The organism is Paraburkholderia guartelaensis (genome assembly GCF_004353905.1).
Classification (GTDB): domain Bacteria; phylum Pseudomonadota; class Gammaproteobacteria; order Burkholderiales; family Burkholderiaceae; genus Paraburkholderia; species Paraburkholderia guartelaensis.
In genome coordinates, this window is sequence record NZ_SMOD01000001.1 from 384387 (window position 1) to 398497 (window position 14111).

Below are 14111 nucleotides of genomic sequence, written 5' to 3' on the forward strand. Positions count from 1 at the left end.
CATCTTGTGCTGAACATATGTTCAGTGTTGACGAGAGTTCAGACTGATATGTGTTCAGCGTTGTCGCCCTCGGCTGCCGTTCATAAGGGGCAACGATCCACAACATAAAGCCAGGTTAAATAAGCAGCCGTTCTTTTTGCACCCCCTAGTCTGGACACTGAGCGTCGCTGGTGCCTTGAGAACCCCGCAAACCTGCGCCAGGTAAGGGTTCTCCCGGGGTGAACCCCGGTAGGTTCCTGGGCGACTCGTCCAACTTTTCTGGTAAGGAGCAAGCGTGATTTCAGGTCCACAATTTCCGTTGCCGGCGAACGAAGCCGAAGTTCAATTTGGCGAAGGCACCGAATCGGGCGCCGCGCTGCGCCGTGCGCTCGAGCAGCGTGAAGTCGTAGAAATCCCCACCGTCATCGGCGGCAAGCGGTACTTCTCCAACGAGGTTATGGAGGTTCGGGCTCCTCACGATACGCAGCGCGTGCTCGCGCGTATTCATCGCCCGTCGGAATCGCAGATCAAGGAAGCGATTGCCAGCTCGAAAGGCGTTGCGCGTGATTGGGCCGGCCTCACGCACGCGAGCCGCGCGACGATTCTTCACCGCGCAGCCGATATCGTCGCGACGCGTCTGCGCGCAAAGATCAACGCAGCCACGATGCTCGGTCAAAGCAAGACGCTCGACCAGGCGGAGCCGGATAGCGCATGCGAGCTGATCGACTTCCTGCGTTTCAACGCCTACAACGCGCAGCGCGTGTACGCGGAGCAACCGATGTCGGTCCCGACCGCGGTGAACCGCGCAGACTGGCGGCCGCTCGAAGGCTTCGTTTATGCGGTGTCGCCGTTCAACTTCACGGCGATCGGCGCGAACCTGACCACGGCTCCGGCCATCATGGGCAACACGGTGCTGTGGAAACCGTCCGAAAAGTCGGCGCTCGCGAACTACATCTTCTTCGAAGCGCTCGAAGAAGCCGGCTTGCCGGCGGGCGTGATCAACTTCGTACCCGGCGAAGCCGAATTGACAACGCGTGTCGCGCTTTCATCGCCGGATCTCGCAGGCATTCACTTCACCGGGTCGTCCGCGGTGTTCCAGTCGCTGTGGAAGGGCGTGGCCTCGAAGGTGGATGCGTTCCGTACGATTCCGCGTCTCGTGGGCGAAACGGGCGGCAAGGACTTCGTGCTCGCCCATCCGTCGGCCAACGCGTCCGAGGTTGCCATCGCGCTCGTGCGTGGCGCGTTTGAATATCAAGGCCAAAAGTGCAGCGCCGCTTCGCGCGCGTACATCCCGCGCAGTCTGTGGCCCGCGGTCAGCCAGCAGCTTCGCGAGCGCCTCGCAGAACTCAAGGTAGGCGATGTCGCCGATTTCAGCACTTTCATGGGTGCGGTCATTTCGCAGGCTTCACACCAGAAGCTGAGCCGCGTGATTGACGCTGCGAAGGACGACGCCGCGGTGAAGCTCGTCTCGGGCGGCAAGACATGGACGGAGCCGGGCTGGTTCGTCGAGCCGACGGTGTTCGAAGTGAGCGACCCGCAGCACGCGCTGATGAAGGAAGAACTCTTCGGCCCCGTGTTGTCGGTATTCGTCTACGAAGACACGAAGTGGGACGAAACGCTCGAACTCATCGATTCGACGAGCCCCTATGCGCTCACCGGCTCGATCTTCTGCACGGACCGCTTCGCGCTACACCAGGCCGAGGGCGTGCTCGTCAATGCAGCGGGCAACCTCTATCTGAACGACAAGCCGACGGGCGCGATGATCGGACAGCAGCCGTTCGGCGGCGGCCGCGCCAGCGGCACCAACGACAAGGCAGGCTCGTATTTGAACCTCCTGCGCTGGGCCTCGCCGCGTGTGGTGAAGGAAACGTATCTGCCGGCTCGCGACTGGAAGTTCGGCGCCTGACCACCGAGTATGGCTTCTCCTGGAGAGTTGTGATGTCGACCATTGTCTCTTTCAAGAACGTTCAAAAGACCTACGACGGCGAGACCCTCGTGGTGAAAAACCTCAACCTCGATATTCGCGAGGGCGAGTTTCTCACAATGCTTGGACCGTCCGGGTCGGGCAAGACGACATGTCTCATGATGCTGGCCGGCTTCGAGACGGCAACGCACGGCGAGATTCTGCTCCAGGGGAAGCCGATCAACCGTATTCCGCCCGAGCGGCGCAATATCGGCATGGTCTTCCAGAGCTACGCGCTTTTCCCCCACAAATCCGTCGCGGAGAACCTGGCGTTTCCGCTGAAGGTACGCAAGGTCGCGAAGGATGAAATCGCACGCAAGGTGAGCCGTGCGCTCGCGATGGTGAACATGGAGAAGTTCGCGAACCGCATGCCCGGCCAGCTTTCCGGCGGGCAGCAGCAACGCATTGCCGTTGCTCGCGCCCTGGTCTTCGAGCCCGCGCTCGTGCTCATGGACGAGCCGCTCGGCGCGCTGGACAAACAGTTGCGCGAGCAAATGCAGTATGAAATCAAGCAGATTCACGAGCAAAGCGGGCTGACGGTCGTGTACGTGACGCATGACCAGAGCGAGGCCATGACGATGTCGGACCGCATCGCGGTCTTCAACAACGGCATCATTCAACAGCTTGCGCCGCCCACCGATCTGTATGAAAAGCCCGAAAACGCCTTCGTTGCGCGCTTTATCGGCGAAAGCAATGAACTGAAGGGAATGGTGGCATCGGTCGAAAGCAAAGCGTGTACCGTCAAGCTCGATGGCGGGGCAACGATTCGCGCGAGCACGGGCGCCGCAATTCGCGCCTCCGGTTCCGCTTGCGTATCGCTCAGACCCGAGCGCGTGGCGGTAGGCGAGCAGGCACGGGTGTGTGACAACGTGTTCAACGGCGGCGTGAAGGACCTCATCTATTACGGCGACCACCTGCGCGTGGTGATGCAGGTGTGCGGGCGCAATGACTTCATCGTGAAGCTGCCCAATGACGGAGCGGCTCGACAGCTGCGTATTGGCGATTCCGTGCAGATAGGCTGGATGGCCGAAGCCTGCCGCGCCTTGCAGTAGTCATGGCGTAGACCGGTTCTCCGACGCGGATGGCTTCGGATCAATACGAAGCGAATCCGCGAATTCATCAGGCATCCTGATCGGATGAGCCACGCATAAACGTATCTGAAGTTGCATTGACGAGGAGGGCGCGGTCGCTACCGCTGGACTACGATGATTCTACCGACTGATATGGTTATCCCGACAGGCGACGCCGCACAGGTTGTCGTCGCAGACTCGAAAAGCCTCAAGGCGAAACTCCGTAGCGCGGAGCGCACGGAGCGCACGAAGGCCATGTTGCTGGTCTTTCCGTTGTTCGCATTTCTTCTCGTCACCTTCATCGTTCCCATCGGCAGCCTTCTGACGAAGAGCTTTCGCGACCCGACCGTCTCGCAGGAACTGCCGCATGCCGCAGCGCTGCTGCGCGCATGGGACCCCGCAAGCGGCCAGTTGCCCGGCGAGCAGATCTACGCCGCGTTCGGGCAGGACCTGAGCGCCGCGAAGGGGACGGACGGTATGAGCCGCGTGGCTTCGCGCCTGAACTACGACGAGAGCGGCATGCGCAGCCTGATCATGAAGACCGCGCGCCACATCGACGAGAGCACTGATGGAACGTGGCGCGAGCGTCTGTCGAACATCGATTCACGGTGGGGCGATTTGCAGGCGTGGTCGACGCTCAAGTACGCTTCGTCGCCGTGGACCTTCGGGTATTACCTGAAAGCGTTCGATTTCGAGCGCGACGAGCACGGCGCCATCGTGCGCCAGCCGGATGGCGAGCGGCTTTACGTTGGCGTGTTTCTGCGCACGGCGTGGGTGAGCCTCGCGGTCAGCCTGCTTTGCCTCCTGCTCGGCTATCCCGTTGCCTATTTTCTGGCGAACCTGCCGGCGAAATACAGCAACCTCTTCATGATCATGGTGCTGCTGCCGTTCTGGACGTCGATTCTGGTTCGCACCACGGCATGGGTTGTCGTGCTGCAAACGCATGGTGTCCTGAATGACCTGCTGATTCACCTGGGGCTGTCGAAGCACGGCGTGTCGCTTATCTATAACCGCTTTGGCGTGCTGGTGGCGATGACGCACATTCTCCTTCCATACGCGATTCTTTCGCTTTACAGCGTGATGAAGGGCGTGCCGCACATCTACATGAAGGCGGCGCGATCGCTCGGTGCCGGGCCCGTGCGTTCGTTCTTCCAGGCCTATTTCCCGCAAACGCTGCCGGGCGTCGGCGCCGCCGGGATGCTGACGTTCATTCTCGCGGTCGGCTACTACATCACGCCGGCGATCGTCGGCGGCCCCGATGACCAGCTCGCGAGCTACTACATTGCAAATCACGTCAATACGACCTTGAACTGGGGACTCGCGAGCGCACTGGCGTCCATCCTGCTCGTGGGCGTGCTCATCATCTACGGCCTCTTTGTGAAGCTCACGGGCGGCGGCATCAAACTGGGGTAATCACATGTTCAATTTTCCAGCCTATGTGACGGTCTGGGGCCGTCTTGGACGATTCGCTCACCTGGGTGTCTCGCTTGCCGTGCTGTTGTTCCTCGTGCTGCCTGTGCTCGTGGTGATGCCGCTTTCGTTCAGTTCGCAGCCGTACTTCACCTACCCGCTGCCGGGCTTGAGCCTGCGGTGGTATCAGGACTTTCTCGGCAGCCCCGACTGGATGCTGGCGCTGAACAACACGCTCATCACGGCATTTTCGTCGACGGCAATCGCGACGGTACTCGGCGTGACGGCTTCGCTCGGGCTGACGAGCCCGCGCCTGAAGGGCCGAGCCGTGATTACCGGTCTTCTCGTGTCGCCGATGATCGTGCCGCTCATCATCACGGCCGTGGGCGTGTATTTCGCGTTCAGCCCGCTGGGCCTGACGAGTAGCCTCACCGGGCTGATTCTCGCGCACGCGGCGCTGGGTGTGCCTTTCGTGATTGTGACCGTGACGGCGACGCTGGCCGGGTTCAATGAAACGCTCTCGCGAGCGGGCCGTAGCCTCGGTGCCTCGCCGCTTCGGGTGTTCCTGCAGGTGAAGCTCCCCATCATCGCGCCGGGCGTGATTTCCGGTGCGCTCTTCGCCTTCGCGACTTCATTCGATGAAATCGTCGTCGCGCTGTTCCTGACCGGCCCGGATCAGAAGACGATCCCGCGGCAGATGTGGTCGGGCATTCGCGAACAACTCAGTCCGACGATTCTCGCCGTGGCGACCATTCTGGTCGTGATCTCGACACTGCTGCTCGTGACGCTCGAAATGCTGCGGCGCAGAACCGAACGCCTCAGAGGCACGGCCAACGCGGTTTAACAAGCTTGATCCGCTGCCGGTAGAAACCCGCTGCTTGTCATTCGTTATCCGAAGCAAACATACCAGGTCATCAAATCATGTTGTCAGAAATAGAAGTCACTCAAACTGGCACGGCGAACCTGTCCGTCCTGCGTCAACGCATTGCCGAGGCGTCTGCGCTTCCCGAGGAGGCGGTGGTCCAGACGCTCATGCGCCGCGCGCAAATGGATGCTTCAACGCTTGCGAAAGCGCAGGAACTCGCTGCGCGCCTGGCGCAAGGGGTGCGCGACGCGCGCATCGACGCGGGCGGCGTCGATCTGCTCACGCAGGAGTTTTCGCTGGACAGCCGCGAAGGCATTGCGCTCATGTGTCTCGCCGAGGCCATGTTGCGCATTCCGGATACGGACACGCGCAACCAGCTCATTCGCGACAAGATCGTCGACGCCGACTGGCGCGCGCACGTCGGCAAGTCGCCTTCGATGTTCGTCAATGCAACGGCCTGGGGTTTGCTCGTCACGGGAAAGTTGTTGAAGCAGCCTGATGAAAACGCGCTCGCCGAAGCGCTGACACGCGTCGTGCGTAAGGGAGGCGAGGCCGTGGTTCGCGCGGGTGTCGCGTACGCGATGCGCATGCTCGGCAAGCAGTTCGTGACCGGCCAGACTATCGAAGAGGCGATCGGCGCGGCGAAAGGGCGCGAGAGCGGCGGCTACCGCTATTCGTACGACATGCTGGGCGAAGCAGCGCTCACCGACGAAGATGCGCAGACCTATTTCGAGTCGTACCGGCACGCCATCGAGGCAATCGGCAAAGATGCGCAAGGCCGAGGCCCCATTGACGGGCCGGGCGTTTCCGTGAAGATCTCAGGCCTCCATCCGCGCTACGAACTCGCGCAGCGCGAAAGGGTGCTCGCGGAACTCTACCCGCGTTTGCTCGAACTGGCGCAACTGGCGAAGCAGTACGGCATTGGTTTTCACCTCGACCAGGAAGAGTCCGCGCGCTTTGAACTGACGCTGGAGATGCTTGAAATGTTGTGCAACGATCCTTCGCTGCGCGGCTGGAACGGCATCGGCATTTCGCTGCAGGCGTACCAGAAGCGCGGCCACGCAGTCGCGGACTGGATTGTTGCGCTTGCCCGCTCGACGGGCAGGCGCATCAATATTCGTCTTGTCAAAGGCGCGTACTGGGACACGGAAATCAAGCTCGCGCAGGACGCGGGTTCGCAGGGCTATCCGGTCTTCACCCGGAAAGTGCATTCGGACGTGAGCTACATTGCGTGCGCGAAGGTGTTGCTCGATGCGCCGGACGCCATCTTTCCTCAATTCGCATCTCACAACGCCTTCACGATTGCGGCAGTGCATACGCTCGCAGGCAGCAAGGACTATGAGTTCCAGTGCCTGCACGGCATGGGCGAAACGGTCTACGACCAGGTGGTCGGTGAATCAAAACTGGGCCGACCGTGCCGCATTTATGCGCCGGTTGGCCCGCATGCAACGCTGCTCGCGTATCTCGTGCGCCGCCTGCTCGAGAACGGCGCGAATTCGTCGTTCGTGAACCAGATCGTCGACCCGGCCGTGAGCATCGCCGATATCGTCGAAGATCCGGTTGCGAAGGCCGCGCGCACGCATGGCAAGCCGCACGCGGGTATCGCGAGCCCGGTCAACGTACTCCCCGGGCGTGTGAACGCGGCCGCCATTTCATATGGCAATTCCACGGCATTCGACGCCGCTGTGAGCGCCATTCGCACCAACCGCATTTCCGCACAATCGCTGGTGGCCCCGCTGGCGGCCGGTGTCGGCGAGATCGAATCCGATTCGACGCATCTCGTCTACGGCGCGGGCGATACGACCGAAGTCGTCGGCAGCGTTTCGTTCTGCCGTCCGGCAACGGTTGCGCGGGCCATCGCCGCAGCCAGGGAAGCGTCGGCGAACTGGGCGCAATCCAGTGTCAATCAGCGCGCCGACATGCTCGAAAGGATGTCCGCCGAACTGGAAGCGTCAAGCATGCATCTGGGCGCGCTGCTGGTTCTGGAGAATGGCGCAACGCTCGCGGAGGCCGCAGAAGAAGTCCGCACCGCGATCAATCTGTGCCGGCTCTACGCGCTGCAGGTTAAGGCCGACGCGCGGCTGCGCTCGCGTACCGGCCTCGGCGTCGTCGCGAGTGTGACGCCGGTCTCGTCACCGCTCGCGACGTTTGTCGGACACGTTGCGGCATCGCTTGCCGCGGGTAACGTCGTCGTCGCGAAGCCTTCCTCGAAGGCCTCGCTCGTTGCCTATGAGGCGGCGCGCGTGTTCTATCGCGGTGGCCTGCCCAAAGATGTGCTCCAGTTGCTGCTCGGCGCGGGCACGGTGGTAGGCCGCGAATTGCTGGTCTCTGAAGAGGTGGCGGGCGTTCTGTTTGCCGGATCGGCGGAGTCGGCGAGAGCCGCCGCACTGTTGCTCGCGAAGCGCACGCGTCAGCCCAGGTTCCTTGCGCAGGCGGGCAGCGTCAACGCGATGATCGTGGACAGCTCGGCGCTGCCCGAGCAAGTCATTTCCGACGCCACGGTTTCCGCATTCAGTCGCGCCGGGCAAAGCGCTTCGTCGCTGCAACTGCTCTGTCTGCAAGACTCGACGGCTGAGAAAGTGCTGAAGATGCTCAAAGGCATGCTCAGCGAACGCAATACCGGCAATCCGCTCTCCATCGGCACGGATATCGGGCCGCTGGCGACGCGCGAGGCGAAAGATCGCACCGAAGCTTATATCGAGCGGATGCGCCGCCTCGGTTATGCAGTCGTTCGCGGGAATGTCTCTGCGGAGCCGGCAAAGGGCAACTTCGTCGCCCCGGCCATTATCGACATACGCGATGTAGGCGCGCTTGCTGCGGTCAACGCCAGGATCTCCGGCCCGGTGCTCCATGTCGTCCGATACAAGACTGGTGAGATGGACGCATTGCTGGCAGCCCTGAATGCGATTGGCTGTGGTGTTCAGGGCCTGCATACGCGGATCAACGAAGCTGCCGGAAAGCTGCTGTCGGCATCGAATGCCAACAGCGTGTGTGTGAACCGTGCGATGCATGGCACGGTTCCCGGGATGCAGCCGTTCGGCGGCGTGGGCGCCTGCGGGAGCGGTCCGATGCTCGGTGGACCCCTCACGCTGTACGCGCTCTGCGCGTCGCCTGCGCCGGCTTTCAACGCAGACGCAGGGCCATTCGCGCAAACGGCTCGCGCGGTCAGCGAAAAGTTCTTCGAATTTCCGGTCGAGTCTGCCGGCGGCAAGCTCAAGAGCCGCCAGGGGGAAATGGCCAGGGCGAAGAAGTCCGGCCTTGATCGCGTGAATGCGCTGTTCGCGCTCGCGACGGCACGAAGCATCGATTCCGGCCAGCGCGCGGCACTCGGAAAGTGCAAACAGCGCCTTGATGAACTGGTGAGCCACACCACGACACTCAGCTTGCCCGCACTGACCGGCGAAGAGAACACAGTAGAACTTTTGCCGCGCGGTCAGGTGCTCTGTACCGGCGAAACGCCCGCTGTCCTGCTCGAGCAGGCGATGGCTGCGAGTGCGTTCGGCAATACGGTGCTGCTGTTCAGGTCCTCGGTGTCGGACGACATGGCTCAGGTTCTGGGCGCTGCGTGTCGCGTGGTCAACGCGACCGATGTAGCGGTGCTGCTCAGAGGAGAGGTCGCTGGCGTGAAGCCGGATGCCGTCATGGTCGCTTCGAACCACGCTGCGCTCTCGGACCTTCGCGTGGCCGCGGCCGAGTCGATGACGACGCTGGTTCAGCCCGGCGCGGACGGGCAATACGACTGGACGCAACTCGTACGCGAGCGTGTCACGACCGTCAACGCAAGCGCCGCGGGAGGCAACACGCAACTGATGGTATTGAGCGAAGACGCGGTGTAGATTGCGGCTGTGGGCATACGCTACACGTTCTGAATGTTCCGCTACATCAATCGCAAGGAAGTGACTGTGCGCCTCGAAACACACGAAGCCCACGATATCGCCCGGCGCGCGGCTGTTAAAGCCGGCGCGAGCGATGACGTCGCCAATGCACTGGCGAATGCGGTCGTGTCCGCCGAATGGGCCGGCAGTCGTGCGGTGGGGTTCGCCCACCTGTTCGACTATCTCGACGGCTTCGTCAAGGGACGCATCGCGAAAGACGCGAGACCCGACGTGACGTTTCCCGCCCCGGCCGCCGTCGCGGTCGACGCGAAACGTGGCATCGCCCAGCTCGGATTCGATCTGGCATTCGACGAACTGGTTCGCCGCGCGAAGGACTACGGCGTGGCGGTGCTGCTTCAATCGAATAGCTTCACGGTTGGCGAACTCGGCTATTACACGCGCCGTCTGGCCGAAGCGGGACTCGTTGCCATCGCAACGACAAATGCCACGGCGCAGATGACGACGCTGGAAAGCCGCAAGGCCGTCTACGGCACCAACCCTTTGTCGTTTGCCGCACCGCGCGCGGGTGCAAAGCCGTTTGTCATCGACCAGGCGTCGAGCGCAACGGCCTTCGTGAACATCCGCGAGGCTGCGGCGCGGGGAGAGTCGATTCCTGAGGGCTGGGCCGTCGATGCGCAGGGTAGTCCCACGACTGATGCGCGCGAAGCGGTAAAGGGGCTCTTGCTGGCGTTTGGCGGTGCGCGCGGCGCCAACATTGCGATGATGCTGGAGTTTCTGGTGGCGGGGCTGGCCGGCAGCAACTGGTCGATGGATGCGCCGAATTTCGCCGAAGGCAGCGAGTCTCCCGGCGTTGGCCTCTTCGTGCTGGCCATCAAAACGGAACTCGTCGTGGAGGACTTCACCGCACGCCTGTCGTCGCAAATCGAGCGGTTGGCCGCGCAAGGCGTGCGCATTCCCGGCAGTCACTTGCACATCACCGAGATCGATGTGCCGGATGCGCTGCTCAAAAGGCTCGAGGACTAACGGCCACTATCGTTGACAAGCGCCTGCCTCACCGAAGCTTCGGGAGGCAGGCGCTTTTTTGCATCAGTAATGACTTCAGTTCTGACCGAGCCAGACTGCGAAACGCTGGTTCAGATCGTCGGTGTGATCGGCCCAGAAGGCGACATCGGAGTCGACCGCGCCTTTCTCGTTGACAGGTGCGGTCGGAAGGTAGGGCAGCAGCTTCGGCGGCACCATCGAAATCGAAGATTTGCGCGTCGGACCGTAAGCGGTGAGCGGCGCGAGTTTCGACAGTACGTCGGGTTGCGTCGCATAGCGCACGAAGTCCTGCGCGGCTTTCAGGTTCTTCGTGCCCTTCACGATGGCGTAGCCTTCCAGGTATTTGACCTGGCCGTCCCAGATAAAGCCGAAGGGCTTCTTGTCGTCGGCGATCGCGCTGTAGATGCGGCCGTTATACGCGCTGCTCATCGTGACCTCGCCGTCGGCGAGCAGTTGCGCCGGCTGCGCGCCGGTCTCCCACCAGACGATGGACGACTTGATCGTGTCGAGCTTCTTGAATGCGCGGTCGACGCCGGCACGCGTGGCGAGCACCTTGTAGACGTCGCCCGGCGCGACGCCATCGGCAAGAAGGGCCCATTCCAGCGCGCCTTCCGGCGACTTGCGCAGACCGCGCTTGCCGGGGAATTTCTTGAGGTCGAAGAAGTCGGCAATCTTCGTCGGCTCGTGGCCTTTGTATTTGTCGGTGTTGTAGGCAATGAGCGAAGACCAGACGATGTTGCCGGCCATGCAACTGGACACGGCGCCCGGCACGTAATCCTTCGCTGCGGGCGTGCCGTCCGGCGCGGGGGCGAGCGCGGCGGGGTCGAGCTTTTCGAGCAGGCCTTCGTCACATGCGCGGGTCACGTCGGAAAGCTGCAGGTCGACTACGTCCCACGTGACGTTTTTCGTTTCGACCTGGCTGCGAATCTGGGCGATACCGCCGTTGTACGAGTCGTTTTTGACCTGAATGCCTTTGGCTGCCATGAAGGGCGCTACAGTGGTCTTGTCTTGCGCGCCCTGGTACGAGCCGCCCCAGGAGACGAAGGTGATTTGCGCGGCAGCCGCAGAGGCGCTCATCACGCCGCATGCCAGCAGCATTCCAACGTTGATTGAAGTTTTCACTTTTTGTACCCGACTAGAGAGTTGAGAAGGTCCCGATCGCACCGTGACGCTACGGTGAAGACTGACCTGGACAAAATCCACTGCAGCCAGGATCAAGCCCTCTTATGACGAGATTCACTGCGGTTGATATTCGGGTCGCAGAGGGGGCGATTCACTATGTTCGGGAGAGGGGCCGGTGGTATCGGCCGGCGAACGCTTGAATCAGGAGAAGAACCTTGAATACCGCGGTATATGAATTCCATGAGGGCACGCTTCCGCTGCTGGTATCCATCCCGCATCTGGGAACCGGAATTCCCGACGAGGCGCGTGCGCAGTTAACGGAGATCGCCGGTGAGGTCGCCGACACGGACTGGCATCTGGATACGTTGTACGACTTCGCGCGCCGTGCCGGTGCGTCTGTGCTCGGCGCCATGATTTCCCGCTATGTGATCGACCTGAATCGCCCGTCTACGGGGGAGAGTCTCTATCCCGGGCAGACGACAACGGGTCTTTGCCCCACGGAGACCTTTCGCGGCGAGCCGCTCTACCGTAACGGCTCGGGCCCATCGGAAGCTGACAAGGCGCAGCGGCTCGAACGCTACTGGCGGCCGTACCACGAGAAGTTGCAGGCGGAACTGGAGCGCTTGCGGGCCATCCACGGCCGCGTGCTGCTGTGGGAGGCCCACTCTATCGCGAGCGTTTTGCCCCGGCTGTTCGAGGGTAAATTGCCCGACTTGAATCTGGGCACGAATTCGGGACTCAGCTGCGATCCGCGCATCATGGAGGCAGTATCAGCCCGACTCGCCGGCCACCAGCCTTTTACATGGGTGCACAACGGACGCTTCAAGGGCGGCTTCATCACGCGTGAATACGGACGGCCCGAGCATGGCGTGCATGCGATTCAACTGGAGATGTGCCAGTCGACGTACATGAATGAAGCGGCGCCGTTCGAGTACCGGCCTGACCTGGCGGCCAAGGTAAAGCCGATCGTGCAGGGGATGGTCGATGCGGCGCTCGGGGCGCTCGAAAATCTGTAGCGCTCACGCCTTTCTCGTCGCCAAGAAAGTGCAAACAAAAAAAGCCGCCATAGCGTGATCTCTCACGCGAGGCGGCAAGGTCCTGCTGAGAAGCCGATCTCCGTCGTGCAAGCCGGCGCCTGGCGTCCTTAGAGCGCCTTCACCAGTTCCGGCACGGCGTTGAAGAGGTCGCCAACGAGGCCATAGTCAGCCACGCCGAAGATGGGCGCTTCGGCATCCTTATTGATGGCAACAATGACTTTCGAGTCCTTCATGCCTGCAAGGTGCTGGATGGCTCCGGAAATGCCAACGGCAACGTAAAGTTCCGGTGCCACGATCTTGCCGGTCTGACCGACTTGCAGGTCGTTGGCCGCGAAGCCGGAATCCACGGCGGCGCGCGAGGCGCCAATGGCGGCGCCCAGCTTTTCCGCGAGCGGATCGAGGATCGCGAAGTTTTCGGCGCTGCCAAGACCGCGGCCGCCGGAGACCACTACGCGCGCAGACGTGAGATCGGGACGATCGCTCGTGGCGATCTCGCGGCGGATGAACCGCGATCGTCCCGTGTCGGCAACGGCGGGCACCTCCACGACCTCCGCGTTGCCGCCGGTCGCCGCGGCCGCGTCGAACGCCGTCGTGCGGATCGTAGCGACTTTTACGGTGTCCGCCGATTGCACGGTTGCGATGGCGTTGCCCGCGTAGATGGGGCGCTGGAACGTATCGGCGGCGTCGATCGCGATGACGTCGGAGATCTGCGCGGAATCCAGCTTCGCGGCTACGCGCGGCGCGGCATTCTTGCCCGCTGCCGTTGCCGGGAAGAGGACGTGCGAATAGTCGCTGGCGAGCGCCACGATCTGGGCCGCGATGTTCTCCGCCAGTGCGTCGGCGAAATGGGGCGCGTCGACGAATATGACTTTGTCCACGCCCGCGACCTTGCTGGCAGCGTCGGCTACAGGGCGTGCGCCGCTGCCGGCGACGAGCACGTGCACGCCATTGGCAAGCTGCTGCACGGCGCTGATGGTGTGGAGCGTGGCAGCCTTGAGCTGCGCGTTGTCATGTTCTGCAATAACAAGCGTCGTCATTTAAATCACCTTCGCATCGTTCTTGAGTTTCTCGACCAGTGCCGCGACGTCCGGCACCGTCACGCCCGCCTTGCGCGCGGCGGGCTCGACGACCTTGAGCGTCTTGAGCCGCGGCGACGGGTCGACTCCCAGTGAATCCGGGGTAACGGTTTCCAGCGGCTTCTTTTTGGCCTTCATGATGCTCGGCAGCGTCACGTAGCGCGGTTCGTTCAGGCGCAGGTCGGTCGTGATGATGGCTGGCAATTGCAAGGCGATCACTTCGAGGCCGCCGTCGACTTCGCGCGTCACGGTGGCCGTCGAGCCTTCGATTTCGATGTGGCTGACGAACGTCGCCTGCGGCCAGTCGAGGAGCGCCGCGAGCAACTGGCCGGTCTGGCCGGCGTCGTCGTCGATCGCCTGTTTGCCGAGGATCACCAGCTGCGGTTGCTCTTTTTCGATGACGGCCTTGAGCAGCTTCGCGACTGCGAGCGGCTGAAGCTCGGCGTCCGTCTCGACCAGCACGCCGCGGTCGGCGCCGATGGCGAGCGCGGTACGCAGCGTTTCCTGGCTCTGGGCCACGCCGCAGGAAACGGCGATCACTTCGCTGGCTTTGCCCGCTTCCTTCAGCCGTGTCGCGGCTTCCGTTGCGATTTCATCGAACGGGTTCATCGACATCTTCACATTGCCGATGTCGACGCCGGTGTGGTCGGATTTCACGCGCACCTTCACGTTGTAGTCGACGACACGTTTCACTGCGGTAATCACTTTCATT

At 62.4% G+C, this 14111-nt stretch carries 10 protein-coding genes; 7 read left to right on the forward strand and 3 right to left on the reverse strand.

Features of this window, described 5'->3' with window-relative positions; translation table 11 throughout:
• Positions 1–274 precede the first annotated feature (274 nt).
• From pruA to E1N52_RS01730, 6 genes are all read left to right on the forward strand, one after another.
• Positions 275–1885 carry an L-glutamate gamma-semialdehyde dehydrogenase gene (gene pruA, locus E1N52_RS01705; protein ID WP_133179601.1) on the forward strand — a complete coding sequence of 537 codons (1611 nt, stop codon included), beginning with the start codon at positions 275–277 and terminating at the stop codon, positions 1883–1885.
• A 32-nt stretch (positions 1886–1917) separates the two neighbouring features.
• Positions 1918–2994 carry an ABC transporter ATP-binding protein gene (locus tag E1N52_RS01710; protein WP_133179603.1) on the forward strand — a complete coding sequence of 359 codons (1077 nt, stop codon included), beginning with the start codon at positions 1918–1920 and terminating at the stop codon, positions 2992–2994.
• Positions 2995–3147: 153 nt separating this feature from the next.
• A complete protein-coding gene (locus E1N52_RS01715) occupies positions 3148–4425 on the forward strand; it encodes an ABC transporter permease (protein ID WP_205965551.1) in 1278 nt (425 codons plus the stop codon).
• A gap of 4 nt (positions 4426–4429) precedes the next feature.
• On the forward strand, positions 4430–5266 hold the full coding sequence (locus E1N52_RS01720; protein ID WP_133179605.1) for an ABC transporter permease: 837 nt from the start codon (positions 4430–4432) through the stop codon (positions 5264–5266).
• 77 nt (positions 5267–5343) lie between these two features.
• Positions 5344–9123, forward strand: coding sequence for a bifunctional proline dehydrogenase/L-glutamate gamma-semialdehyde dehydrogenase PutA (gene putA, locus E1N52_RS01725; RefSeq protein WP_133179607.1), 3780 nt, complete (start codon positions 5344–5346; stop codon positions 9121–9123).
• 33 nt (positions 9124–9156) lie between these two features.
• Positions 9157–10146: an Ldh family oxidoreductase gene (locus E1N52_RS01730; protein ID WP_133179609.1), complete on the forward strand. Its 990-nt coding sequence runs from the start codon at positions 9157–9159 to the stop codon at positions 10144–10146.
• 75 nt (positions 10147–10221) lie between these two features.
• Here the strand turns inward: E1N52_RS01730 and E1N52_RS01735 are convergent, their stop codons facing one another.
• Positions 10222–11286: a polyamine ABC transporter substrate-binding protein gene (locus E1N52_RS01735; RefSeq protein WP_246088907.1), complete on the reverse strand. Its 1065-nt coding sequence runs from the start codon at positions 11284–11286 to the stop codon at positions 10222–10224.
• A 215-nt stretch (positions 11287–11501) separates the two neighbouring features.
• On the opposite strand from E1N52_RS01735, the gene hutG reads away from it, so the two are divergent.
• Entirely contained in the window at positions 11502–12302 is an 801-nt protein-coding gene (hutG, locus tag E1N52_RS01740) for an N-formylglutamate deformylase (protein WP_133179611.1), read from the forward strand.
• Between the two features lie 128 nt (positions 12303–12430).
• On the opposite strand, the gene E1N52_RS01745 is transcribed toward hutG, so the two are convergent.
• Both E1N52_RS01745 and E1N52_RS01750 read right to left on the reverse strand, forming a co-directional pair.
• Positions 12431–13360: an electron transfer flavoprotein subunit alpha/FixB family protein gene (locus tag E1N52_RS01745; protein WP_133179613.1), complete on the reverse strand. Its 930-nt coding sequence runs from the start codon at positions 13358–13360 to the stop codon at positions 12431–12433.
• On the reverse strand, positions 13361–14110 hold the full coding sequence (locus E1N52_RS01750; protein ID WP_133179615.1) for an electron transfer flavoprotein subunit beta/FixA family protein: 750 nt from the start codon (positions 14108–14110) through the stop codon (positions 13361–13363).
• Position 14111: the final 1 nt, after the last annotated feature.